Here is a 24,134-nt window from a genome sequence, read left to right as displayed (position 1 = left end):
ATCGGTTCAGGCGACCTTCGCGCGCCGCACCAGCAGGCGCGCAATGATCAGCACGAAGAAGGTGATGATGAAGAGCAGGCAGCCGAGCGCCATCAGCGAGGAGAGCTGCAGGCCGTCGGCCTCGTTGAACTCGTTGGCGATGCGCGAGGCGATGGTGGAGCCGGGATCGAAGATCGAGGCGGAGAGGCGGTTGGCGTTGCCGATCACGAAGGTGACCGCCATGGTCTCGCCGAGCGCACGGCCGAGGCCGAGCATGATCGCGCCGATGATCGACACGGAGGCCTGCGGCACGAGGACGTGGCGGACGACCTCCCAGGTGGTGCAACCGATCCCGTAGGCGCTCTCGCGCAGCACGGTCGGGATCTGATCGAGCATGTCACGGGTGATCGAGGCCACGAAGGGCACGATCATGATGGCGAGGATAATGCCCGCGGTCAGCACGCCGACGCCGGAGGGGATGCGGGCGTAGAGGATGGTGCCGACGATCGGCATGCCCTCGACGAGGTTCGACACCGGAACCTGCACGAAGCGGGCGAAGAGCGGGGCGAACACGAACAGGCCCCACATGCCGTAGATGATGCTCGGCACCGAGGCGAGGAGCTCGATCGTCATGGCGACGGGCTTGCGCGCCCAGCCGGGGCAAAGCTGCGTGAGGTAGATCGCGATTCCGAGGGAGATCGGCACGCCGATGACGAGGGCGAGCAGGGCCGCGGCCACGGTGCCGATGATCGCGGGCAGCGCCCCGAACTGCTCGGTGCCGATGTTCCAGGCCGACGAGGTGAGGAAGCCGAAGCCGAATTCCGTGAAGGCCGGCCACGCGCCGTAGATGATGGAGCCGAGGATGCCCGCGAGCACCAACAACACCAGCAGCGCCGAGGCGTAGGACAGCCCCTGAAAGAGCCGGTCTCCGGTCTTGCTCGGGGCGGTGCGGGGGGCCACGCCGCTCTCGCGGGCCAGGGCGACGGATTGGGTCAAGGCGGTCATCCGCGAATGCTCATCGAGTGCGAGGCGTGTAGCGCGCTCGTGGGCGCGAGGCGAGCCGGCGCGAAAAGGGCCCCTTGGAAAGGGGCCCCGGTGACGCCTCACATGCTGCCGAAGACTGGCTTGCCGTCCTTGCCCTTGATGGTCTTCCACTCCTCGTGGATCAGGCCGACGACGTTGTCGGGGAGCGGCACGTAGTCGAGCTCGGTCGCGAGCTTGTCGCCGTTCTTGTAGGCCCAGTCGAAGAACTTGAGCACGTCGGCGGACTTGGCCGGATCAGCGGGCTCACGGTAGACCAGGATGAAGGTCGCGGCCGTGATCGGCCACGCGTCGTCGCCGGCTTGGTTGGTCAGGGCGATGCCGAAGCCGGGGGTCGACTTCCAGTCGGCGCTGGCCGCGGCGGCTTGGAAGGCCTTGTCGTCGGGCTGCGGGAACTTGCCGGCCTTGTTCTGGATCAGGGCGTAGGCCAGCTTGTTCTGCTTGGCATAGGCCGACTCGACGTAACCGATCGCGTTCGGCACCTGCTTGACGGTGGCGGTCACGCCCTCGTTGCCCTTGCCGCCCTGGCCGACCGGCCAGCTGATCGTGGTGGCGGCGCCGAATTCCTTCTTCCAGCTCTCCGAGACACCCGAAAGGTAGGTGGTGAAGATGTTGGTCGTGCCGGAGGCGTCGGAGCGGTAGATCGGGGTGATGTTGGCCTCGGGCAGCTTGAGGCCCTCATTCAGCTTGGCGATCTTCGGGTCCGACCACTTCTGGATCTTGCCAGCGTAGATGTCGGCGACGATCTCGCCGGTCAGCTTCAGCTTGCCGGGCTCGAGGCCGGCGATGTTCACCACGGTGACCACACCGCCCATGACGGTCGGGAACTGGACGAGACCGTCCTTCTCCAACTGAGCGGGCTTGAGCGGAGCGTCGGTGGCGCCGAAATCGACGGTCTTGGCCTGAATTTGCTTGATGCCGCCGCCGGAGCCGATCGACTGATAGTTCAGGCCCGTTCCGCTGTCCTTGCGGTAGGCCTCGGCCCATTTCGAATAGACCGGGAAGGGGAAGGTGGCACCGGCGCCGGTGATGTCGGCGGCGAGCGCCGAGGTCGCGAGCTGAGCGGCGGCGAGGCCGACGGCCAGGGCGTAAGCGAAGGGTTTCACAAGCATCTCCGTAACGGGTCGGGCGCTGCCGGAGGCGGAGAGCGATCCCGGGCGTCCCCACCCGTCAAGAACCGGCCTCCCGCCACGACGGAACAGCCTTAGCCAGCCGACGCGCCGCCTCTATGACGGCCACATGACGGGGACATGACAGCGCCGGCCACTCCCATGCCTTCGCCGAATTTCGCTGCGGATGGGACCGCTTGGCGGCTTTCGGGCGTTGAGGGAAGTCGGGGCGCTCCGGCCCGGTTCCGGTCGGGTGGGCTGCGTAGGGTCCGACACCGCAGGAGGACGACAGCGTGGCGGAGCCATCCCGCAGAAACGATCGCCCGGGCGATCCGACGCCAGGCGACCCGCAGACTGAGGATACGACCGAGGCGCTCGATCCGCAGGAGGCGGTCTATCGCGCGCTGCATAGCGAGCGTGATGCGCTCGAACGTGCCCTTACCCTGGCCCAGCAGACTCAGCGATTCGGTGAGGCGGACGACGTGGAGGCAGCCCGCCACAACGAGGTGGCCCTGCTGAAGGACCTCGACCGGGTGATGACCCTGATCCGCGCCGCGGAGATCCGGCGCAGCCAGCCGCTGGCGCGACGCTGGCAGTAGCGCCCGATTCGGCGATCACACGCCGCGGCGGCGATCCCGTTCCTTCTGGCGCAGCCGGAGCAGCAATTCGACTTGCACGTCGGTGATCGGCCGCGACTCGCAGGTATCGACGTAAGCCTCACGGAGCGCGTGACCGAGACGGTCCCGCGTCTCGTCGCTCAAGCCCGGCATGGCCGCTTGTGTGAGGGTCTCGGCGGCATAGTCCGTCGCAAGATGTGCCATGGAGGACCGAAGCGATGATGAATGTTCCGTCACCGCAGGGATGCGGATCTGCAACCGAGAATGAAACCTGCCGCAAGATGGTTAACAAGAGTTTAACATTCCCGGTCCGATCAAGAAATCTGACCGCCGGAGCGACTAATTGAATCCCCGTCGCGTTCCGTCGAACGCGACGAAGGATGAGATTTGGTCAGCCGATCAGGAGCAGATCGAGCAGGACCGCGGCGATGCCGCCGGCGACAGCGATTCCGAGCAGGACCACGCTGCTGACTTGATCGACACTGTTCACGTCATGACCGACGCGATGGGGGAAATCGTTGGCGGACAAGAGCGGCTCCTTACTTCTGCCTCGGCCGACAATCGCCGAGGGCGCCTTTCGGTTTCAGCCCATGACGCTCGGTGCCCCTGCGGCGTTCATCCCGTGGAGGCCGATTTGCGGATCTGCTCGATCGCTGCGTCCCGGTCGAAACCGGGCGACAGCAGCTCGTCGAGGGTGAAGGGGGATTGACGCGGCAGGGTGAGATTGACCCGCCCTTCCAAAGGTTGAAGGTCTGGTGACTCCGCCATTTGGATCGCGAGAGTCCAGGCGCCGTCCATGCGGAGTTCGGCCGGATTCGGAGGATCCTCGCGCAACTCCGCCAAACCGGTCCCCGCCGCCTTACGGAAGGGAAGCCCTTGGTGATCATCCGAGATCAGGGCCGCCTTGATCAACGCGGCCAGGACATCCCTGACCCGATTCACGCTCTCGTTCATCCGTCCCTCGTGTTCGAGCATCGCCTATAGGGGGCAAAGGCAATGCCAAGGGATCAGTAAGGCGTTCCGGTCGCGCGCTTCGCCCGCAACGCCTCGGCGTACCACGTGAGCTCGTCGAGGAACTTGTGAGCGGCCTTGGGCAACCACTCCTCCGTAGGTTCCCCGGTCTCTGTCAGTGCCTTGTGCACGCGCGGGATCGGCAACAGCGACGGGATGCTTGGGGCACCGAGTTCCGCCATCATCGCCCGCAACTGCATCGCCGCACGCACGCCGCCATATTGACCGGCGGAGTAGCAGCAGATGGCGGAAGGGCGCCAGTAATACTCCTCCAAGAAATAATCGAGCGTGTTAGAGAGAGCTGGCGGGATCGAATGATTGTACTCGGCCGAGATGACGATGAAGGCGTCGCAGCTCCGATAGAGAGCAGCCAGCCGCTCCAGAGGCTCGGGCGCTTCGCCCTTCGGGTATTCCTTGTACATGCGATCGAGGAGCGGAAGGTCGAGTTCGGCCGGGTCGACCAGCGGCGCCGCATGACCGCGCGTCTCGATCTGCGCGACGAGGAAGCGGGCGGCGCGCAGACCGTTGCGGTCCGCCCGCACCGAGCCGAGAATCACGGGGATCGTCAGGGACATGGTCGGGCCTCGGCTTTCGGAACGAGCCCGAGACTATACGAGTCGGACCGTCGCCGTCAGGCCGCCGCCGGCTGCCCCTCTCGCCCTTGATGCTTGATCATCCCCGGACCGGAAGCGGCATCGAAAGCGGCGATCGCCTCCGCCGGCATGGGTCGTTGGAACAAGTAGCCCTGCATCGATCGACAGCCGACCGATCGCAGCAGTCGTTTCTGCTCGACGGTCTCAATTCCTTCCACGACGCAGTCGAGGGCGAGGTGGCGGCAAAGGTCGAGGATTGAGCGGATGATGTTGAGAGACGTCTCGTCCTCGGTGCAGCGGGAGATGAAGCTGCGATCGATCTTGAGCCGATCCACCGGCAGACGCTGGAGATAGCTCAAGCTCGAATATCCGGTGCCGAAATCGTCGAGGGCGATGCGAACGCCGAGTGCCTTGAGCGAGGTCAATGCCCGCCGGGCATCGACGAGATCGCGCATCAGGCCGCTTTCGGTGACCTCGAAGACGATCCGGCTCGGATCGATCTCGCTCGCCACGACCAGGGTGGTCAGTGCGTCGACACCCTCGGGGCCGGCGATGTCGTGGGCCGAGAGATTGAACGACAACCGACGCTCGACCGGCCAGCCCCGCATCGTGTCCAAGGCTTTGGTGAGTAGAATCCGGGTCAAGTCCCGGATCAGGCCGCTGCGCTCGGCCACCGGGATGAAATCAGCGGGCGAGACCGATCCGAGGGTCGGACTGTTCCAGCGGGCCAGCGCCTCGTACGCCTCGACGCGTCCGTCCGCGACGTCGATGATCGGTTGATAGAGCAGGTGAAACTCGGCGGCCAAGTCAGCCCGTCGCAGCGCCTGCTCGACATCGGCATGACGGCGCAACTCCGCCTCGTGCTCGGGCGCGAAGCAGGTGGACGAGCCCCGGCGGCGGGCCTTTGCGTGATAGAGGGCGAAATCCGCCCGATCCACGAGCGTCTCCACACGCGTCGCCGCGTCCGGGAACACCGCGAACCCGATGGAGGCCCCGATCTGCGCCTGTCCTTCCCGCAGATGATAGGGTCTGCCGAGATCAGCGCAGATCCGACGTCCGATTTCATCCAGATCGATCCCGCCCTCGACGATCAGCCCGAACTCGTCTCCGCCGAGACGCGCCGGCCAGCCGAGGCCGACCGATTCAAGCCGCCGGGCGACTTCGCGAAGCACCGCGTCCCCTGCGCCGTGGCCGAGGCTGTCATTGACCGGTTTGAACCCGTCGAGATCGATAACGCCGACGCCGAAACGCCCGCCCTTCGCAAGGGCGGTCTCCACGGTCTCTTCCAGTCGCGCCACGAAGGAACGGCGGTTCGGGAGACCGGTCAAAGGGTCGGTATGGGCGAGGCGACCGTTTTCCTCCGTTAGACTCACCAGATCACAGAAATCGCGATACGCGAACTGATGCATGACCAGAGAGCCTAACAGCACTACAACGTAATTCACGACCGTCATTTTGACCAACGGCTCGCCGATGGCGACATAGTAGACACAATAGGGAAGGGCGACTGTCGCCAAAATATAAGAAGCGCTACGCAGTTGCGAGAGGCACTGCATGCAGAACATCACCGTGATGCCCAGGAAGAAGAGGATATGGATGTCGTTCGCAGGATTGCCCCTGCCGAATAAGGTCGTCGCCCATATTGCAATAGATAATGCGAGCAGGAAGGCGAAAAAGTTTACGATTCGTAAGCTGACGAATGCGTCCTCTCCCTGAGGTGGCCGTCGCGCCATGTGCAACCAGACCGCCGCACTGATCACGATCACCGTGATGAGGACCGCGGGCGGCCCGACAATCGACCAGAAGGGCGCCTGCCCGTAATGGGCATAGGCAAGCCCGGCAAGATTGAAGCTGAGAACCGCGTAGAGAATCAGGACCTGGCGGGCGAAGGCTCGGAATTGTGCCTCCGCCAGAACCGGGTCGTTCTCGCGGATGTCGTAGAGGCCCAGGAGGTGCCGGAGCCCCGGGATCGTCATGGTCGCCTCGCCCTCAACACGTCGGAGACCCGATAAAAACTATCATCTGTTAAAAAATAGAGACTTCGTTCCCCCGCGATCAGTTGGACCCCCGCAGAATCCCGAGGATGATCACATCGCTTTTGGGAAGGGCAGGATAAGTCGGTCAACGGACATCGGCCGCTGAACCGATCCGGGCCGGCGACGGGATCTTCCGGTAGGACAGCAGGCCCTCGTATCGGCGGGATGTAGGTGCCGCCACACCACTACGGCATCACCACAGCCGGACATCGAGGTCGGCCCCGAAACCGAAACGCCGGCACCTCGGACAAGGCACCGGCGCTGCAGCAGGGTTTTCGGAGAGGCAAGACGGGCCGGAAAGTCGGCCCGCTCAGCTCTCAATCAGAGAGAGTAGTACTGCACGAACTCGATCGGATGCGGGGTCATCTCGTAGCGCAGCACTTCGGTCATCTTCAGCTCGATGAACGAATCGATCTGATCATCCGAGAACACCCCGCCGGCCTTGAGGAAGGCGCGGTCCCGGTCGAGATTCTGCAGCGCCTCGCGGAGCGAACCGCAGACAGTCGGAATCTTCTTCAGCTCGCGCGGCGGCAGATCGTACAGGTCCTTGTCCATCGCCGGACCCGGGTCGATCTTGTTGATGATGCCGTCGATGCCGGCCATCAGCAGGGCGGAGAAGGCGAGGTAGGGATTGGCCATCGGGTCGGGGAAGCGGACCTCGACGCGCTTGGCCTTCGGGTTCGTCGTCCACGGGATACGGCACGAGGCCGAGCGGTTGCGGGCCGAGTAGGCGAGCAGAACCGGCGCCTCGTAGCCCGGGACCAGGCGCTTGTAGGAATTGGTGGACGGGTTGGTGAAGGCGTTCAGCGCCTTGGCGTGCTTGATGATGCCGCCGATGTACCACAGGCACTCCTGGCTCAGATCGGCATACTTGTCGCCGGCGAAGAGCGGCTTGCCGTTCTTCCAGATCGACTGGTGCACGTGCATGCCGGAGCCGTTATCGCCGTAGACGGGCTTGGGCATGAACGTCGCGCTCTTGCCGTAGCTCTGGGCGACGTTGTGGATGCAGTACTTATAGATCTGCATGTGGTCGGCGAGCAGCGTCAGCCGGTCGAACTTCATACCGAGTTCGTGCTGGGCCGAGGCCACCTCATGGTGGTGCTTCTCGACCTTCACGCCCATCGACTGCATGGCGGCCAGCATCTCGCCGCGCATGTCCTGGGCCGAATCCTGCGGTGGAACGGGGAAGTAGCCGCCTTTGGTCTGGACCCGGTGGCCGAGGTTGCCGCCCTCGTAATCGGTGAAGCCGTTGGTCGGCAGCTCGGTGGAATCGAGCTGGAAGCCAGTATGGTAGGGATCGGCGCCGAACTTCACATCGTCGAACACGAAGAATTCGGCCTCGGGGCCGACGAAGATGTCGTCGCCGATCCCGGTCGAGCGCAGATAGGCCTCGGCGAGCTTGGCGGTGCTGCGCGGGTCGCGGGAATAGGGCTCGCCGGTGGACGGCTCGAGCACGTCGCAGACGATCGACATGGTCGAGGCCGAGAAGAACGGATCCATGCAGGCCGTCACGGGATCGGGCATCAGCAACATGTCGGACTCGTTGATCGCCTTCCAGCCGGCGATCGAGGAGCCGTCGAACATCGTGCCGTCGGTGAAGATCTCCTCATCGACGAGGGAGACGTCGAAGGTCACGTGCTGCCACTTTCCACGGGGGTCGGTGAACCGGAAATCGACGTATTTCACGTCGTTGTCCTTGATGGCCTTCAGCACATCAGCGGCCGTTTTCATCGTAAGCGTCTCCTCGGTCGTCTCAAAAGCGGAGCGGCGCAGAATGCCGTCCGGGGCCGGGGCTGATCCCGGCCGGTCCGTCGGATCGATGGAGGGGGGAGGGCGTTCGCCTCAGAGGCCCGCGCGCCTTCGGCGTGGCACGGATCCTGAAGCGGACATCCTCCTCGCGCCCCCGGGTCGATCCGGCCGACGGGCGCGGACGATACTGCCCGTGCCCCACGGTTGCCAGCCATCCTGAGACAAAAATCTCCACCGAAGCGGGTGTCTGACGGGTCAAACGGCCTCCGGGCGGCTCCTCAAGACCGCGGCGGATTTTCGCGGGAAGACATGGCGCGTTTGTGGGCAGTTTGGCACGCCGCATGCTAGAGGGCTGGCCGGAGCGATCGGTATGGGCCCGACGCTTCGAGGGTTGGGCGAAAGCCGTGCCCGCCGGCGTATCGGCGCCCGCTTGACGGCAGGGATATCCGCCGGAGGCGACGATACGGACCGGAGGGGAAGGCGGACAGGGCGCCGGACCTTGAGGGGCTGCGTCAGACGGAATTCGTCGATCAGGAACGAGAGACTCGAAATGACAAAGTATAAGCTCGAGTACATTTGGCTCGACGGGTACACCCCGGTTCCGAACCTGCGCGGCAAGACGCAGATCAAGGAGTTCGACAGCTTCCCGAGCCTTGAGCAGCTCCCGCTCTGGGGCTTCGACGGCAGCTCGACCCTGCAGGCCGAGGGCTCGTCGTCGGATTGCGTGCTCAAGCCGATCCGCCACTTCGTCGATCCGGCCCGCACCAACGGCGTGCTCGTGCTGTGCGAAGTGATGATGCCCGACGGCAAGACTCCGCACCCGTCGAACAAGCGCGCCACCGTGCTGGACGATGCCGGTGCGTGGTTCGGCTTCGAGCAGGAGTACTTCCTCTACAAGAACGGCCGCCCGCTCGGCTTCCCTGAGTCCGGTTACCCCGCCCCGCAGGGCCCGTATTACTGCGGCGTCGGCTCCTCGAATGTCGGTCCGGTTGCCCGCAAGATCGTCGAAGAGCATCTCGACCTGTGCCTGGCCGCCGGTATCAACCACGAGGGCATCAACGCCGAAGTGGCCAAGGGCCAGTGGGAATTCCAGATTTTCGGCAAGGGCTCCAAGAAGGCCGCCGACGAGATGTGGATGGCCCGCTACCTGCTGCAGCGCCTGTGCGAGACGTACGAGATCGACATCGAGTACCACTGCAAGCCGCTCGGCGACACCGACTGGAACGGCTCGGGCATGCACTGCAATTTCTCGACGACGTTCATGCGCGAGACCGGCGGCAAGGAGTACTTCGAGGCCGTGATGGCCCAGTTCGAGAAGAATCTCGACGACCACATCGCCGTCTACGGCCCGGACAACCATATGCGGCTGACCGGCAAGCACGAGACCGCCCCGTGGAACAAGTTCTCCTACGGCGTGGCCGACCGTGGCGCCTCGGTGCGCGTGCCCCACTCCTTCGTCAACAACGGCTACAAGGGCTACCTTGAGGATCGCCGCCCGAACTCCATGGGCGACCCCTACCAGATCGCCAGCCAGGTCCTGAAGACGATCACCGAGGTTCCGCTCCCGGGCGAAGCCGCCGCGAAGGCCGTCGCCTAAGGATCTCCGAGGTCGATTGACCGTGTGCAACAGCCGCTCCCGTCACCAGACGGGGGCGGTTCTTTTTTGGGTCGGTCTCTTTCCTCACCCGTCGATAGCTGCGCCTAATGGGGTACCTAGGAGAGCTTCCGGAGAGCCGCGCACTTCGACCGAACGCACGTTGAGACGGTCGCTCAGCGCCATGGCCATGAGGAACTGAGGTATAGGGCGCCTCGGCTTCAGGTACCGAAAATCGACCAGCCGGTCCGTTTCACCAGCATCTCCAGGGCGATGCGCCCGAGATGCGAGTTGCCGGCAGCGTCCAGCCCTGGCGACCACACGCAGATTGAGGCTTTCCCCGGCGCCACCGCCAGGATGCCGCCGCCGACCCCGCTCTTGCCCGGAAGGCCGACGCGATAAGCGAAATCGCCCGAGCCGTCGTAATGCCCGCAGGTCAGCATGATCGCGTTGATGCGACGCGCCCGCTCTGCCGAGATCACCGAATGACCGGAAAGCGGATTGCGCCCGGAATAGGCCAGAAACAGCCCGGCGGTGGCGAGCTGACGGCACGTCATGGCGATGGCACAGTGGTGAAAATAGACGCCCAGCGTGTAGTCCACCGGGTTCTCGATCACGCCGAACGAGCGCATGTAGTTGGCGAGCGCCGCGTTGCGGAACCCGGTGCGCTTCTCCGAAGCCGCCACCGTCTCGTCGATGGTGATGCCGGAATCCTGCGCCAGGAACTGCAGGAAGCGCAGGATTTCGCCGAGCGCCTCCCGCGGCTGGTGCCCAGACAGGATCACGTCGGTCACCGCGATGGCGCCCGCGTTGATGAAGGGATTGCGCGGGATGCCCTGCTCGCGCTCCAACTGGACGATGGAATTGAAGGGGCTGCCCGAGGGCTCGCGGCCAACCTTGCGCCAAAGCCGGTCGCCGACCATGCCGAGCGCCAAGGTCAAGGTGAATACTTTGGAAATGCTCTGGATCGAGAAGGGCGTATCGGCGTCGCCGCCCGCCGCGACGCGCCCCGCTCCGTCGATCACGACGAGGCCGAATGCCCGGGGATCGACCCCTGCCAATTCGGGGATATAGCTGGCGACTTCGCCGCGATCGGGCCGGGCCCGCATCTCGTCGGCGATCTCTTTCACGATGAGGTCGAGATCGGGCACAAACTTGCTCGCGTCGCCGCCGCGCCTCGTCGGACGCGCAGCCGCCCGTTCACGAAGCGCGCCAAAGTCGTTCGTTGTGGGGGAAGGAGCGTAGAGCTGCCGAAAGGGCCGCCCTGTTAGATCGCGTCAGCGCCGGTTTCGCCGGTCCGGATGCGGATGGCTTCCTCGATCGTCGAGACGAAGATCTTGCCGTCTCCGATACGCCCGGTCTGAGCCGATTTGCGGATCGCCTCGACGGCGCCCTCGACCATCGCATCGGACAGAACGATCTCCAGCTTCACCTTCGGCAGGAAGTCGACGACATATTCCGCGCCCCGATAGAGCTCGGTATGTCCCTTCTGCCGCCCGAAGCCCTTCGCTTCGATGACGGTGATACCCTGGAGGCCAACTTCCTGGAGGGCCTCCTTCACCTCGTCGAGCTTAAATGGCTTGATGATCGCCTCGATCTTCTTCATCCCGGCTCGACCCGATCCACACGTCGTCACTACGTCGCAGGTGTATCATCGCAGGGGCGTGACCGCCACGGCGATTTGCGATGCCGGCTCGGTATGCTGCGCATCACGCAGGCACAAACTGCGGATTATGTAGGCATATGCGGCTTTTTGGATGAATTTATAGGCACATTGTGAGCGCGATGCATGCATGATCCGTCCGCCGCCGAGAGCGCGAACCTGGCACTGCTTACCGTTCAGGCGATGCGCCGGGTCGATGCGGCGGCCATCGGCTCCGGTACATCCGGTCTGACGCTGATGCAGAGAGCCGGTGCCGCCGTCGCCGACAGAGCCCTGGCCATGGGCGGAGAAAAGATTTTAGTCCTATGCGGACCGGGCAACAACGGAGGCGACGGCTTCGTCGCCGCCCGATTGCTGGTGGATGCTGGACGTTCGGTCGAGCTGCAATTGCTCGGTGATCGGGCATCCCTGGCTGGCGACGCCGCTCTCGCCGCAGCCGAGTGGCCCGGGCCGGTGGGCCGAGCAAATGCGTCATTGCCGGATTGCGACCTCGTGATCGATGCCCTGTTCGGGGCCGGTCTGTCGCGTGACTTGGAAGGGAACGCCCGCGCCCTGGTCGAGGCCGTGAATGAGGCCGGGCAGCCCGTGCTGAGCGTCGATGTTCCGAGTGGTCTCGACGGTGACACCGGCCGTATCCGCGGCGCGGCGATCCGGGCGCAGGAGACCGTGACATTCGTCGCCCTCAAACCCGGCCATCTGCTTCAGCCTGGCCGGTCCCTGTGCGGGCACATCACCCTCGCCGATATCGGCACGGGGCCCGCCGCGCTGGGGGCCGGATTGGCGGGTGCGCCGAGACTGTTCCGCAATGCGCCGGGCCTGTGGACGCTGCCCGCCCTGAGCGCATCGAGCCACAAATACACCCGCGGTCACGCCCTGGTTCTTTCCGGCCCTGCCTTTAAAACCGGCGCCGCACGTTTGGCTGCGCGCGGCGCGCTGCGGGTCGGCGCGGGACTCGTCACCATCGCCTCGCCCGCCTCGGCGCTCCCGGAGAACGCGGCCCATCTCACCGCGATCATGCTTCGCCCGTGCGAGACCGCCGACGATCTCGACGATCTGCTCGTCGATGACCGCCTCAACGCCCTTCTGCTCGGCCCCGGCCTCGGGACTGGCCCGGCGACCTGCGAGCTGGTGGCCGTCGCCGCCTCCGCTGGACGCGCCCTGGTTCTGGATGCCGACGCCCTAACGAGCTTTCGCAGCGAGCTTCGCACGCTCGCCCGCCATCTCCGCGACGGCGAAGCCCGGGCGGTGCTGACGCCGCATGAGGGGGAGTTCGGTCGCCTGTTTTCCGGCACCGAGGTGCTGGCGCAGGATTTGACCAAGCCGGAACGCACCGCGCGGGCGGCACATCTCGCCGGCGCGGTCGTCGTGCTGAAGGGTGCCGATACGGTGATTGCCGCGCCCGACGGGCGGATCGCAATCAACGACCACGGCTCGCCCTATCTCGGCACGGCCGGCTCCGGCGATGTGCTCGGCGGACTGATCTGTGGGCTGTTGGCGCAGGGCCTGGAGCCGTTCGAGGCGGCTTGCGCGGCCGTCTGGCTCCACGGCGATGCGGGCCTGCGCCACGGGCCGGGCCTCATTGCCGAGGATATCCCGGAATTGATGCCGGCAGTCCTGCGCGATCTGGCTCCCAGCGTCAGCTGACCTCGAAGCTCGTCCACAATCCCGTATCGAACCGCTCCAGCACCGTCGAGGACAGGAGCCAGCGACCGGGATTGTCGGCGACGAAGGCGATCTGGGCGTGCCGATTCTCCGGAATCTGCATGGTATCGAGCCAGTAGGGCTCCCAGCCGTCATCGAGGAGATGCAGCAGGCGGAAGACATGGCCGTGCAGATGGAGAATCTGAGGAAAGCCGGTGTCGTTGCGGATCGTCAGGACGACGACTTGTCCGCGCTTGACGGTGAACAGGGGAGGGGCGCCGGACGCGCCACTCGCGCCGTTCACCTGCCAGATCTTCGCGGGGTCGCCGACATAGGGCGTGTCGTCGCCTGGCTTGGCGCGGTCGGGTTTGACGCCGCCGGTCAGAACGAGATCGCGGCGAAACGCAGTCTGCAGCCGGATCTCATCGGGAAGGCGCTTGTTCTCGGGAATCGACGCGATCGGGCTGCGACCCGCCTGCGTGACCGGGTCACCGGCGACGATCAGGTTCGCCAAAGGCAAGCCCTGTCCGAGGAGGGCCATGATCGCACCGGCCGGGCCGGACTGTGTCGGCAGGTCGAGGAGCAGATCGTAGCGCGTGCCCGGTGCGAAGGGCAGGGTGGCCTTGAGCGGCTCGAACGTGTCGGCGGGCTGCCCATCGACGGCGGCGACATAGACCTTCACGCCGTCGAAACGGATGCGGGTCGCGCGGGCGTTGCACGCATTCGCCAGACGGAGACGCAGGCGGCTGCCGGGACGCCCCTCCAGCTTCAACGGGATTGCCTGGCCGTTCAACGTCACGGCGCTTCCCAGGCGTCCAGCGGAGGCGGCGAACGCCACTTGGCCGAACGGAAGCAGGGCTCCGGCCTCGTCGAGGCGCCAATCCTGAAGCAGCAGCGCCACGTCCTGCTCGACCGGGGGCGGGGACCTCTCCTCGACGACCAGAAGGCCGGCCAGCCCGCGGCCCGACGGTTCGCTCGCCCCGCCGATCACGAGGGGACGGATCAGGAACGTGCCGGCATCCGGCGGCGTGAACTCGTAGGTGAAGTCCTGTCCAGGGCCGATCGGAGCCTGGGTGACGCCACCGACACCGTCCATGGGATTGCGATTGCGCACACCGTGCCAATGCAGGGAGAGCGGCTTGTCGGTGCCGTTCTCGAGCCGCAGACGCACCGCCTCGCCGAGCTTGATCCGTATGACCGGCGGTGCGGCGCCGTCGCCGAGGCGCCACACCTGGGTCTCCGCGGCGGGCTCCGGCCTGAGCCGGGCTTGAGCCGGACCCGCCTTGAGCGACATCGTCTCCGACGGTTTGGCTTCGGGAACGGGCGCGTCGGCGGGCTTGGCCGCCGGAGCCGATTTGCGAGCCGGCGACTGGGCCGGGGCGGGGAGGGGTGCGAGCATGAGCGCCGCACTTCCGACGATCAGCGCGCGGCGGGACAGATCGCCCGCTGTCCGCGCATCCTCCCGCATCGGCTCGTTCGGGGCCTCGGGGGCGGACATGCGCATGGGGGCTCGTGCGGCTGGTGGGGCAGTGGCCCGCGTTGTAGCTGCGCCCTTCAGCGGGCGCCAATCGTCCCTCAGGATAAAAGCGGCGCGAGCGATCATCGGCGCGGATAGAAACGGGGTCGTACGCCTGGACGCAAAGAGCGCTCCCCGGCTGGGCTCGACGAGGACACAGCGTCTCGTGGTGTGCGGCGCCAAAGCCGCAGGCGCGGTTGACGGCGTTTGAGGTCGACCCCGAACAAATTTTTGCTGCGGCCCCGAACGCGCGTGCTATAGACGCGCGCTTCGAAGGCCCGGACAGGGCCATGTCGCTCAAGCGCTCGCGGGCGTGGCGGAACTGGTAGACGCGCTGGATTTAGGTTCCAGTGTCGCAAGACGTGGGGGTTCGAGCCCCTCCGCCCGCACCAAGTCCGCATCGGGCCGGCATCGGGACCGGACCGGTTCCTGCCGGGCCTTGCGCTGTTTGGGCTCCCGCCAGGGTTTCCCACGGCGCCGCGGCATCGAGGACGAGATTGCGGTTTTTAAAAAAAGCGGACGAACGACGATGCAGGTGACCGAGACGACCTCCGAGGGGCTGAAGCGCGAGTTTCAGGTACTCCTCCCCGCCACCGAGCTTGAGGATCGCCTCAACACCGAGCTCTCGAACATCAAGGGCAAGGTTCAGATCAAGGGCTTCCGCCCCGGCAAGGTGCCGGTCGCGCACCTGCGCAAGGTGTACGGCAAGTCGGTGATGGCCGACGTGCTGCAGAACGCCGTCAACGAGGCCAACCAGCAGATCGTCGCCGACAAGGGCCTCAAGCTGGCTCTCGAGCCGCAGATCGAGTTCCCGAAGGACGAGGAGCAGAACATCATCGAGCGCGCGCTCGATGCCAAGGGCGACCTCGCCTTCAAGGTGAAGCTCGAGGTGCTGCCGAGCTTCGAGCTCGCGGACCTTTCCGACGTCTCCATCAAGAAGCTCGTGGTGAAGCCCTCCGATGAGGAGATCACCGAGGCGCTGGAGCGCATGGCCAAGGATGGCCGCTCCTTCGAGGATCGCGACGAGGGCGCCGAAGCGCAGTCCGGCGATCAGGTCGTGATCGATTTCGTCGGCCGCATCGACGGCGTGGAGTTCGAGGGCGGCAAGGGCGAGGACGTACCGCTGGAACTCGGCTCCAACACGTTCATCCCCGGCTTCGAGGACCAGCTCGTCGGCACCAAGGTCGGTGACACCCGCCTCGTGAAGACCGCCTTCCCCGAAGGCTACCAGGCCGAGCAGCTCGCCGGAAAGGACGCCGAGTTCGACGTGACCGTCAAGGCGGTCAAGGCGCCGGGTGAAGCCAAGATCGACGACGAGCTCGCCAAGCGCTTCGGCATGGACGACCTGGAGAAGCTCAAGGAGGCCGTCTCCAAGGCGATCGGCTCCGACTACGAGGCGCAGTCCCGCCGCAAGCTCAAGAAGGAGCTGCTCGACGCCCTCGACGGCAAGTACGCCTTCGAGCTGCCCCCAAGCCTCGTTCACCAGGAGTTCGCCGCGGTGTGGGCCCAGGTCGAGCAGGATCTAAAGAATCGCGGCAAGACCTTCGAGGAGGAGGGCACCTCCGAGGAGAAGGCGCAGAGCGAGTACCGCAAGATCGCCGAGCGTCGCGTGCGCCTCGGCCTGGTGCTTGCGCAAGTCGGCGAGACCGCCGATATCAAGATCTCGGATGACGAGGTCAACCAGGCCCTCTTCGCTCGGATCCGGCAGTTCCCGGGTCAGGAGAAGCAGGTCTACGACTTCTACCGCAACAATCCCCAGGCGCTCGCCGAGCTTCGCGCGCCGCTGTTCGAGGAAAAGGTCGTCGACCACGTCCTCGGTCAGGTCCAGGTCGTCGAAGAGCCGGTCTCGAAGGAGACGCTCTTCGCCGAGGACGACGAGGCCGACGCCGAGGGCGCGTCGAAGGCTGACGAGCCCAAGGATGTGACGAAGAACGAGGCGGCCGCCGAGACGGCTGCCGGCTGATCGACGCCTAGCGGCTCCGCGGCGGGCGACGATCGTAACGTGATCTTCACGGGGCGCCTGCCACGCGGGCGCCTCGCGAAGCACTGAGGATCAGACGGCGTTAAGGCGCGCCGTGTTCGCTGTAACCACCGGCCCCGGACGATTCGTCCGAGGCCGGATTCCGGAGCCGAGGGCTGTCATGAGAGATCCGGTCGCATATTTTCATAATTCGCTCGTCCCGATGGTGGTCGAGCAGTCGAGCCGCGGCGAGCGCGCCTTCGACATCTATTCCCGGCTGCTGCGCGAGCGGATCATCTTCCTGACCGGACCGGTCGAGGACCAGGGCGCCTCGCTCATCGTCGCCCAGCTCCTGTTCCTGGAAGCCGAGAACCCGAAGAAGGAAATCTCCTTCTACATCAACTCGCCCGGCGGCGTCGTGACCTCGGGCCTGTCGATCTACGACACCATGCAGTTCATCCGCTGCCCGGTGACGACGCTGTGCGTCGGCCAGGCCGCCTCGATGGGCTCCCTGCTGCTGGCCGCCGGTGAAGCCGGCCACCGCTTCGCCCTGCCGAATGCCCGGATCATGGTCCACCAGCCCTCCGGCGGCTTCCAGGGGCAGGCGACCGATATCCTGATCCACGCGCGCGAGATCGAGGCGCTCAAGAAGCGCCTGAACGAGATCTACGTGAAGCATACGGGTCGCGAGTACGAGACCATCCACCAGGCGCTGGAGCGCGACAACTTCATGACCGCCGACGCGGCCAAGGAGTTCGGCCTCATCGACGACATCCTCCACAAGCGCCCGGAGCCCGCCGCCGCCTGACGCGGACGGTTCGGCCCGTGATCCGGGGCGCCTCGGGTGAGGCGTTCCGGGCACGCCCGTTAGCCATGCGGCCTTTCGGCGCTTCGCCGACCCCCGGGACTGGTTGATCCCGAGACGGCAGCATGGTTGCATCGGGATTCGAGCGCCTCACTCCCGACGCATCCGCGCGGTGTGACTGTTTCTTTAGGCGGATGCGCTTACATCCTATGACGAAGCGCGTGCCCTGCTGGCTGGGGCTGCGCCCGCGAACCGGAGACCGACATGAGCAAGACAGGCGGCAACGACTCGAAGAGCACGCTGTACTGCTCGTTCTGCGGCAAGAGCCAGCACGAGGTCCGCAAGCTGATCGCGGGCCCGACGGTGTTCATCTGCGACGAGTGCGTCGAGCTGTGCATGGACATCATCCGCGAGGAATCGAAGTCCTCGCTGGTGAAGAGCCGCGACGGCGTGCCGACCCCGAAGGAGATTCGGCGGGTCCTCGACGATTACGTCATCGGCCAGGACTTCGCGAAGAAGGTCCTCTCGGTGGCGGTGCACAACCACTACAAGCGGCTTGCCCACGCGACGAAGCACAACGACGTGGAGCTCGCCAAGTCCAACATCATGCTGATCGGGCCGACCGGCTCGGGCAAGACGCTGCTCGCGCAGACGCTCGCCCGCATCCTCGACGTTCCCTTCACGATGGCGGACGCGACCACCCTCACGGAAGCCGGTTACGTCGGCGAGGACGTCGAGAACATCATCCTCAAGCTACTCCAGGCCTCCGACTACAATGTCGAGCGGGCGCAGCGCGGCATCGTCTACATCGACGAGATCGACAAGATCTCCCGCAAGTCGGACAATCCGTCGATCACCCGCGACGTGTCGGGCGAGGGCGTCCAGCAGGCGCTCCTGAAGATCATGGAGGGCACCGTCGCCTCCGTGCCGCCGCAGGGTGGCCGCAAGCACCCGCAGCAGGAATTCCTGCAGGTCGATACCACGAACATTCTGTTCATCTGCGGCGGCGCCTTCGCGGGGCTGGAGCGGATCATCTCTCAGCGTGGCAAGGGCACCTCGATCGGCTTCGGCGCCAGCGTCCAGGCCCCCGATGACCGCCGCACCGGCGAGATCTTCCGCTCGGTCGAGCCGGAGGATCTGCTGAAATTCGGCCTCATCCCCGAATTCGTCGGCCGTCTCCCGGTCCTGGCGACCCTCGAGGATCTCGATGAGGAAGCCCTCAAGAAGATCCTGCAGGAGCCGAAGAACGCGCTGGTGAAGCAGTACCAGCGGCTGTTCGAGATGGAGAATGTCGAGCTGACCTTCCAGGACGAGGCGCTGAGCCTCGTGGCCCGCAAGGCGATCGAGCGCAAGACGGGCGCCCGCGGTCTGCGATCGATCCTGGAAACCATCCTCCTCGATACGATGTACGATCTGCCCGGTCTCGACTCGGTGGAGCAGGTGGTCATCGGCCCGGAGGTGGTCGACGGAAAGTCGAGGCCACTCTTCATTCACGGCGACCGCAACAAGGACGCCCCGGCAAGCGTCAGCGCCTGACGGGTATGAAGTGAGGGCCGCCCGGCCATGCCGGCGGCCCTCTCTCGTTCCGGGGTGTCGCGCTTGAAACCGCGCCGACGAAGGACCAACTCAGGTCCATCGCAGCCGGCACGCTTTCACCCCTCTACAAGGTGCGAGCTGCGCTACCAGCCGCAGACGTATCATTCGCCTCCGACCCTTCGCGGCCCGGTCGGCACCTGGCAGGATGCTTGCTCGATTCGAGGAGCGTATGCCCGGCGTCAACAGATAAGGGAAACTCCATGACCCAGTCGAAATCGCGCCAGCCGGTCGTTCCCGGTTCGACGGGCTCCTACGCCGTCCTGCCGCTGCGCGACATCGTCGTCTTCCCGCACATGATCGTCCCGCTTTTCGTCGGTCGGGAGAAGTCGATCCGCGCGCTCGAGGAGGCGGTGCGTTCGGATCGCCACATCCTGCTCGCGACGCAGATCAACGCGAGCGACGACGACCCGGCGACCGACGCGATCTACAAGATCGGCACGCTCGCCTCCGTGCTTCAGCTCCTCAAGCTGCCCGACGGCACCGTGAAGGTGCTCGTCGAAGGCGCTGGTCGCGCGCAGATCGAGGAGTTCGTCCGCTCCGACGAATTCTACGAGGCACGCGCGCTGACCCTCGACGACGACCTCGGTGATCGCGTCGAGGCCGAGGCCCTCGCCCGCTCGGTGATCTCCGAGTTCGAGAACTATGTGAAGCTCAACAAGAAGATCTCCCCCGAGGTCGTGTCCGCCGTCACCCAGATCGACGAGCCCTCGAAGCTTGCCGACACCGTCGGCTCGCATCTGGCGGTGAAGATCGCCGACAAGCAGGCGATCCTCGAAATCCCCACGGTGGCGGCACGCTTGGAGCGTGTCCTGTCCCTGATGGAGAGCGAGATCTCCGTGCTGCAGGTGGAGAAGCGCATCCGGACCCGCGTCAAGCGGCAGATGGAGAAGACCCAGCGCGAGTACTACCTCAACGAGCAGATGAAGGCGATCCAGAAGGAACTCGGCGACGAGGACGGTCGCGACGAGCTGGCCGAGCTGGAAGAGAAGATCGAGAAGACCAAGCTGACCAAGGAGGCCCGCGAGAAGGCCACCGCCGAGCTGAAGAAGCTTCGTCAGATGTCACCGATGTCGGCCGAAGCGACCGTCGTGCGCAACTATCTCGACTGGATGCTCGGCATCCCGTGGGGCAAGCGCTCGAAGATCAAGAAGGATCTGCTCGGCGCCCAGGCGATCCTCGATTCGGATCATTTCGGCCTCGACAAGGTCAAGGACCGGATCGTGGAGTACCTCGCCGTCCAGCAACGGACGAACCGCCTCACGGGCCCGATCCTCTGCCTCGTCGGCCCGCCCGGCGTCGGCAAGACCTCGCTCGGCAAGTCGATCGCGAAGTCCACGGGCCGGGAGTTCGTCCGGATGTCGCTCGGCGGCGTGCGCGACGAGGCCGAGATTCGCGGTCACCGTCGGACCTATATCGGTTCGATGCCCGGCAAGATCGTCCAGTCGATGCGCAAGGCCAAGACCTCGAACCCGCTCATCCTGCTCGACGAGATCGACAAGATGGGCATGGATTTCCGCGGCGATCCGTCGGCGGCCCTCCTCGAGGTGTTGGACCCGGAGCAGAACGCGACCTTCAACGACCATTACCTCGAGGTCGATTACGACCTGTCGAACGTGATGTTCGTGACGACCGCGAACACGCTCAATATCCCTGGGCCCCTGATGGACCGCATGGAGGTGATCCGCATCGCCGGCTACACCGAAGAGGAGAAGCTGGAGATTGCCCGCCGCCACCTGATCCCCGAGGCAATGAAGAAGCACGGGCTCGGGACCGACGAGTGGTCGATCACCGATGACGGTCTGATGATGCTCATCCGCCGCTACACGCGGGAGGCGGGCGTCCGCAACCTCGAGCGCGAGATCTCCAACCTGATCCGCAAGGCGGTGAAGGAGATCCTGATCACGAAGGTGAAGCAGGTCGAGGGCAACCCCGACACCTTGCCGGTCTTCCTCGGACCGCCGAAGTTCCGCTACGGCGAGATCGACGCAGACGATCAGGTCGGCGTGGTGACGGGTCTGGCCTGGACCGAGGTCGGCGGCGAGTTGCTGACGATCGAGGGCGTCATGATGCCCGGCAAGGGCAAGATGACGGTCACGGGCAACCTTCGCGACGTCATGAAGGAGTCGATCTCCGCAGCGGCCAGCTATGTCCGTTCGCGGGCCATCGATTTCGGCATCGAGCCGCCGCTGTTCGAGCGTCGGGACATCCACGTCCACGTGCCAGAAGGGGCCACCCCGAAGGACGGGCCGTCGGCGGGTATCGCCATGGCCACCGCGATCATCTCGACGCTCACCGGCATCCCGGTGCGTCGCGAGGTGGCGATGACCGGCGAGGTGACCCTGCGGGGTCGCGTCCTTCCGATCGGTGGCCTCAAGGAGAAGCTGCTCGCGGCGCTCCGCGGCGGGATCAAGACGGTTCTCATCCCTGAGGAGAACGCCAAGGACATCGCCGAGGTGCCCGACAGCGTGAAACAGGGGCTCGAGATCATCCCGGTCTCCCGGATGGATCAGGTTCTAACGCACGCCCTCGTGCGCCAGCCCGAACCCATCGAGTGGGACGAGCCGCTCCCGGCCAAGACCCCGGCGCGGGACGACGACGGGGCGACCTTGATCGCTCATTAAACTCGATCGAGTCCGACTGATTGCGAAAGGCCCCCGACGCTCAGCGCCGGGGGCCTTTTTCGTGCTGGAGATCGCAGGAAATCGAGCTTGAGCCTTGCGTGTCCAGCCCCGCTCTCGTAACCCTGCGGCGCAGGCGAGCGGGCGGTTAGCTCAGTTGGTAGAGCGTCTCCTTTACACGGAGAGGGTCGGGGGTTCGAGTCCCTCACCGCCCACCAATATTATCAATATGTTAGACTGCCTCAGGAGATTAGGGACCACCCGTCTCCCTTTTCACTACACAAGAATGCTTCCCTCATTGTTGCACTGAGCCTCCCGGGGCACGTGCCTGCCGTTAGCTTAGAGCGTCTAACAGAACGGGCACGGAACGGTTGGGCGTGCGTTGGTTGTGATGGCTCGTCCGCTTCTGCCGCCGCCCCGGCCACATCCGAAGGGCGGGCGGCGCCCGATCGAGAACCGGGCGGCGCTGACCGGGATCCTGTCGTGCTGCGCTCAGGTCTGCCCTGGGAGATGCTGCCCGCCGAGATGGGCTGCGGCTGCGGGATGAGTGGTTGGCGCCGCCTGAGCGACTGGCAGGAGGCCGGCGTCTGGGCGCGGCTGCATCAGGTGCTGCTGGAGCGCTTGCATGCAGCTGAGCAGATCGACTGGAGCCGGGCGAGCCTGGACAGCGCGTCCGTCCCGGCCAAAAAGGGCGGCCTGCCACCGGCCCGAACCCGACGGATCGGGGCAAGCCGGGCACCAAGCGCCACCTCGTCACCGACGCGCGCGGCACGCCGCTCGGCTTCTGCCTGAGCGGGGCCAACCGGCACGACAGCGTGATGATGGCCCAGACCCTCGAGGCCATCCCGCCCCTGCGCAACGGCCGGCGCGGACGCCCACGACACCGACCCGACAAGCTGCACGCCGACAAGGCCTACGATGCCAAAGCACGCCGCCAGGAGTGTCGGGCGCGCGGGATCGTGCCGCGCATCGCCCGCAAAGGCATCGAGTGCAGCCAGAGGCTCGGCCGCCATCGCTGGGTCGTCGATCCTTCGACAAGCTCAGGATGAGGGCACCCACGCTTGGTTCAATCGTTTCCGCCGCCTGCCCATCCGCTACGAGCGACGCGCCGACATCGACGAGGCCTTCACCAGCCTCGCCGCAAGCCTCATCACCATCAACCAGATCAGACGGTTCTGTTAGGCGCTCTATATCTTGAAGGAGGGGGGATGCCATGCCTCGCAAACGCTTCATGAACAAACAGATCACCTTTGCCCTGCGGCAAGCGGAGAACGGCGCGAAGGTGGACGAGGTCTGCCGGACGATCGGCGTATCCGAGTCGACCTTTGATCGCTGGAAGAAGCAGTTCGTCGGCATGGGCGTGCCGGAGATCCGACGGCTCAAGCCACTGGAGGACGGGAACAGCAAGCTGAAGCGGCTGGTCGCCGATCTGACGCCGGACCGCTTCATGCTGCGGAACGTCCTCAAACGAAAGTGGTGAGGCCTGCCGCTCGCCGTGAGGTCGTTGGTCAGCTGCAGGGGGCCTACGAAATTAGCGGGCGTCGGGCCTGTCTGGCTACCGGCTTCGGCCGTTCGTCCCAGCGCGACAGGAAGCGCTTGGACCTTCAGGCGGGTTTGCGCATGCGGCAGACGGAATTGGCTGCCGCACGGGTGCGCTACGGCTACCGGCGGCGGCACATCCTGTTGCGACGGGAGGGCTGGGAGGTGAACCATCAGCGCGCCGACCGGATCTACCGCGACGAGGGGCTCTCGATCCGGTCCAAGATGCCTAAGCGCAAGCGAGCCCGGCGCTCTAGCTAGGGACGACCGGCGATCGGTGGAGCCAACGAGGTCTGGGCCATGGACTTCATGTCCGACCGCCTGTTCAACGGGCGTCCGTTCCGGATCCTGACGGTGGTCGATTGCCACACGCGAGAGGCGCTCTCACTGATACCGAGAGCCAACTTCCGCACCTTCCAGGCGACCGAGGCTCTGGACGCCTTGGTCGGGCTGCGAGGTTGGCCCAAGAGCCTGCGGGTGGATACTGGACCGGAGTTCGCCGGGCGCATGCTCGACCGATGGGCCTCCCTGAACGGGGTCGAGATCGACTTCTCCCGACCGGGCAAGCCGACCGACAACGCCTGTATCGAAGCGTTCAACGGCCGTCTTCGAGTGGAGTGCTTGAACGCCTCGTGGTTTCTGTCGCTGACAGATGGCCGTGAGCGCATTGATGACTGGAGGTGCCACTCCAACGAAGATCGACCTCACACGGCCTTGAGCTGATTGACGCCTCGAGCCTTCGTCGAACAAGCTGTCATAGCCCGATAACTTGCATGGGCCGTGGAATACAAACCGGGGCAACTCCAAATGCCCGAAAAACTTGCGCTCAGCGCGGATCAGTTTGGTGGGTCAGGGTCAGCTCCCTCGTAGCTCACAACTTCGGACCGGATGAGCGCCTCGGCGACGCTCTTCTTCGGCAGGGCTTCCTCGCGGCGCCGGAGCTGTCCTTCCGTTAGGGCATGCAAAAGAAAGACAGTCATCCAAGTTACTGCGCACGCTCATAAGGTTTGAGCATGCCACCGCATCACATGCATCCGACCCAGCGGCACGGAAGGCCACCGCAGAGG

General features: G+C 65.3%; 18 protein-coding genes, 2 tRNA genes and 2 pseudogenes. 11 read left to right on the top strand and 11 right to left on the bottom strand.

Annotated features, from left to right (window positions below; genetic code table 11):
- Window positions 1-6: 6 nt before the first annotated feature.
- Both pstC and pstS read right to left on the bottom strand, forming a co-directional pair.
- The gene (gene pstC, locus MFF26_RS12850) at window positions 7-984 is read right to left on the bottom strand and encodes a phosphate ABC transporter permease subunit PstC (protein WP_137828883.1); all 978 of its coding nucleotides are present in this window, start codon (window positions 982-984) and stop codon (window positions 7-9) included.
- Between the two features lie 98 nt (window positions 985-1,082).
- A complete protein-coding gene (gene pstS / locus MFF26_RS12845) occupies window positions 1,083-2,126 on the bottom strand; it encodes a phosphate ABC transporter substrate-binding protein PstS (protein ID WP_137828882.1) in 1,044 nt (347 codons plus the stop codon).
- Between the two features lie 296 nt (window positions 2,127-2,422).
- Here pstS and MFF26_RS12840 point away from each other — a divergent pair, with 296 nt between their 5' ends.
- Window positions 2,423-2,728, top strand: coding sequence for a hypothetical protein (locus MFF26_RS12840; protein ID WP_238308082.1), 306 nt, complete (start codon window positions 2,423-2,425; stop codon window positions 2,726-2,728).
- 15 nt (window positions 2,729-2,743) lie between these two features.
- On the opposite strand, the gene MFF26_RS12835 is transcribed toward MFF26_RS12840, so the two are convergent.
- The 6 genes from MFF26_RS12835 to glnA all read right to left on the bottom strand — a co-directional run bounded on the left by MFF26_RS12835 (window position 2,744) and on the right by glnA (window position 8,117).
- On the bottom strand, window positions 2,744-2,950 hold the full coding sequence (locus MFF26_RS12835; protein ID WP_137828881.1) for a hypothetical protein: 207 nt from the start codon (window positions 2,948-2,950) through the stop codon (window positions 2,744-2,746).
- Between the two features lie 187 nt (window positions 2,951-3,137).
- The gene (locus tag MFF26_RS12830) at window positions 3,138-3,275 is read right to left on the bottom strand and encodes a hypothetical protein (RefSeq protein ID WP_171015446.1); all 138 of its coding nucleotides are present in this window, start codon (window positions 3,273-3,275) and stop codon (window positions 3,138-3,140) included.
- 86 nt (window positions 3,276-3,361) lie between these two features.
- Window positions 3,362-3,700 carry a hypothetical protein gene (locus MFF26_RS12825; RefSeq protein ID WP_137828880.1) on the bottom strand — a complete coding sequence of 113 codons (339 nt, stop codon included), beginning with the start codon at window positions 3,698-3,700 and terminating at the stop codon, window positions 3,362-3,364.
- A gap of 53 nt (window positions 3,701-3,753) precedes the next feature.
- A complete protein-coding gene (locus MFF26_RS12820; protein ID WP_137828879.1) occupies window positions 3,754-4,332 on the bottom strand; it encodes an NADPH-dependent FMN reductase in 579 nt (192 codons plus the stop codon).
- 56 nt (window positions 4,333-4,388) lie between these two features.
- Window positions 4,389-6,326: a putative bifunctional diguanylate cyclase/phosphodiesterase gene (locus MFF26_RS12815; protein ID WP_238308081.1), complete on the bottom strand. Its 1,938-nt coding sequence runs from the start codon at window positions 6,324-6,326 to the stop codon at window positions 4,389-4,391.
- A 381-nt stretch (window positions 6,327-6,707) separates the two neighbouring features.
- Window positions 6,708-8,117 carry a type I glutamate--ammonia ligase gene (glnA, locus tag MFF26_RS12810; RefSeq protein WP_137828877.1) on the bottom strand — a complete coding sequence of 470 codons (1,410 nt, stop codon included), beginning with the start codon at window positions 8,115-8,117 and terminating at the stop codon, window positions 6,708-6,710.
- A gap of 568 nt (window positions 8,118-8,685) precedes the next feature.
- On the opposite strand from glnA, the gene MFF26_RS12805 reads away from it, so the two are divergent.
- A complete protein-coding gene (locus MFF26_RS12805) occupies window positions 8,686-9,732 on the top strand; it encodes a glutamine synthetase beta-grasp domain-containing protein (RefSeq protein WP_137828876.1) in 1,047 nt (348 codons plus the stop codon).
- A gap of 218 nt (window positions 9,733-9,950) precedes the next feature.
- Here MFF26_RS12805 and MFF26_RS12800 read toward each other — a convergent pair whose 3' ends face one another.
- Window positions 9,951-10,880, bottom strand: coding sequence for a glutaminase (locus MFF26_RS12800; protein ID WP_137828875.1), 930 nt, complete (start codon window positions 10,878-10,880; stop codon window positions 9,951-9,953).
- A gap of 116 nt (window positions 10,881-10,996) precedes the next feature.
- On the bottom strand, window positions 10,997-11,335 hold the full coding sequence (locus MFF26_RS12795) for a P-II family nitrogen regulator (RefSeq protein ID WP_137828874.1): 339 nt from the start codon (window positions 11,333-11,335) through the stop codon (window positions 10,997-10,999).
- Between the two features lie 183 nt (window positions 11,336-11,518).
- On the opposite strand from MFF26_RS12795, the gene MFF26_RS12790 reads away from it, so the two are divergent.
- The gene (locus tag MFF26_RS12790; protein WP_137828873.1) at window positions 11,519-13,036 is read left to right on the top strand and encodes an NAD(P)H-hydrate dehydratase; all 1,518 of its coding nucleotides are present in this window, start codon (window positions 11,519-11,521) and stop codon (window positions 13,034-13,036) included.
- Here the strand turns inward: MFF26_RS12790 and MFF26_RS12785 are convergent.
- Complete coding sequence (locus tag MFF26_RS12785) at window positions 13,029-14,537, bottom strand: multicopper oxidase family protein (protein WP_373324467.1); 1,509 nt, start codon at window positions 14,535-14,537, stop codon at window positions 13,029-13,031. The genes MFF26_RS12790 and MFF26_RS12785 overlap by 8 nt on opposite strands.
- 319 nt (window positions 14,538-14,856) lie before the next feature.
- Here MFF26_RS12785 and MFF26_RS12780 point away from each other — a divergent pair.
- The 8 genes and pseudogenes from MFF26_RS12780 (at window position 14,857) to MFF26_RS12745 (ending at window position 23,790) form a co-directional block, all read left to right on the top strand.
- A tRNA-Leu gene (locus tag MFF26_RS12780) sits at window positions 14,857-14,941 on the top strand.
- Between the two features lie 137 nt (window positions 14,942-15,078).
- The gene (tig, locus tag MFF26_RS12775) at window positions 15,079-16,512 is read left to right on the top strand and encodes a trigger factor (RefSeq protein ID WP_238308080.1); all 1,434 of its coding nucleotides are present in this window, start codon (window positions 15,079-15,081) and stop codon (window positions 16,510-16,512) included.
- A gap of 178 nt (window positions 16,513-16,690) precedes the next feature.
- Entirely contained in the window at window positions 16,691-17,317 is a 627-nt protein-coding gene (locus MFF26_RS12770) for an ATP-dependent Clp protease proteolytic subunit (RefSeq protein WP_137828871.1), read from the top strand.
- Between the two features lie 261 nt (window positions 17,318-17,578).
- Window positions 17,579-18,850, top strand: a complete 1,272-nt coding sequence (gene clpX / locus MFF26_RS12765) for an ATP-dependent Clp protease ATP-binding subunit ClpX (protein WP_137828870.1) — start codon at window positions 17,579-17,581, stop codon at window positions 18,848-18,850.
- A gap of 260 nt (window positions 18,851-19,110) precedes the next feature.
- Window positions 19,111-21,531, top strand: coding sequence for an endopeptidase La (lon, locus tag MFF26_RS12760; RefSeq protein WP_137828869.1), 2,421 nt, complete (start codon window positions 19,111-19,113; stop codon window positions 21,529-21,531).
- 139 nt (window positions 21,532-21,670) lie between these two features.
- Window positions 21,671-21,746: transfer RNA gene (locus tag MFF26_RS12755), tRNA-Val, on the top strand.
- 173 nt (window positions 21,747-21,919) lie between these two features.
- Window positions 21,920-22,710 (top strand): annotated as a pseudogene (locus MFF26_RS12750) (IS5 family transposase).
- A gap of 31 nt (window positions 22,711-22,741) precedes the next feature.
- Window positions 22,742-23,790 (top strand): annotated as a pseudogene (locus MFF26_RS12745) (IS3 family transposase).
- The last annotated feature ends 344 nt before the right edge of the window (window positions 23,791-24,134 follow it).

The sequence above is a fragment of the Methylorubrum suomiense genome, from assembly GCF_022179765.1.
In the GTDB taxonomy this organism is placed as follows: Bacteria; Pseudomonadota; Alphaproteobacteria; order Rhizobiales; family Beijerinckiaceae; genus Methylobacterium; species Methylobacterium suomiense.
The sequence above is the reverse complement of the archived record's forward strand: the minus strand, read 5'-3'. Positions and strand labels throughout refer to the sequence as shown.

Coding starts and splice junctions, on each gene's coding strand:
- MFF26_RS12825 (WP_137828880.1), bottom strand. CDS start 3,700: ATGAACGAGAGCGTGAATCGGGTCAGGGATGTCCTGGCCGCGTTGATC.
- MFF26_RS12790 (WP_137828873.1), top strand. CDS start 11,519: ATGCATGATCCGTCCGCCGCCGAGAGCGCGAACCTGGCACTGCTTACC.
- clpX (WP_137828870.1), top strand. CDS start 17,579: ATGAGCAAGACAGGCGGCAACGACTCGAAGAGCACGCTGTACTGCTCG.
- MFF26_RS12815 (WP_238308081.1), bottom strand. CDS start 6,326: ATGACGATCCCGGGGCTCCGGCACCTCCTGGGCCTCTACGACATCCGC.
- MFF26_RS12785 (WP_373324467.1), bottom strand. CDS start 14,537: ATGCGCATGTCCGCCCCCGAGGCCCCGAACGAGCCGATGCGGGAGGAT.
- MFF26_RS12805 (WP_137828876.1), top strand. CDS start 8,686: ATGACAAAGTATAAGCTCGAGTACATTTGGCTCGACGGGTACACCCCG.
- pstC (WP_137828883.1), bottom strand. CDS start 984: ATGACCGCCTTGACCCAATCCGTCGCCCTGGCCCGCGAGAGCGGCGTG.
- MFF26_RS12835 (WP_137828881.1), bottom strand. CDS start 2,950: ATGGCACATCTTGCGACGGACTATGCCGCCGAGACCCTCACACAAGCG.
- MFF26_RS12820 (WP_137828879.1), bottom strand. CDS start 4,332: ATGTCCCTGACGATCCCCGTGATTCTCGGCTCGGTGCGGGCGGACCGC.
- MFF26_RS12770 (WP_137828871.1), top strand. CDS start 16,691: ATGAGAGATCCGGTCGCATATTTTCATAATTCGCTCGTCCCGATGGTG.
- tig (WP_238308080.1), top strand. CDS start 15,079: ATGCAGGTGACCGAGACGACCTCCGAGGGGCTGAAGCGCGAGTTTCAG.
- lon (WP_137828869.1), top strand. CDS start 19,111: ATGACCCAGTCGAAATCGCGCCAGCCGGTCGTTCCCGGTTCGACGGGC.
- MFF26_RS12795 (WP_137828874.1), bottom strand. CDS start 11,335: ATGAAGAAGATCGAGGCGATCATCAAGCCATTTAAGCTCGACGAGGTG.
- glnA (WP_137828877.1), bottom strand. CDS start 8,117: ATGAAAACGGCCGCTGATGTGCTGAAGGCCATCAAGGACAACGACGTG.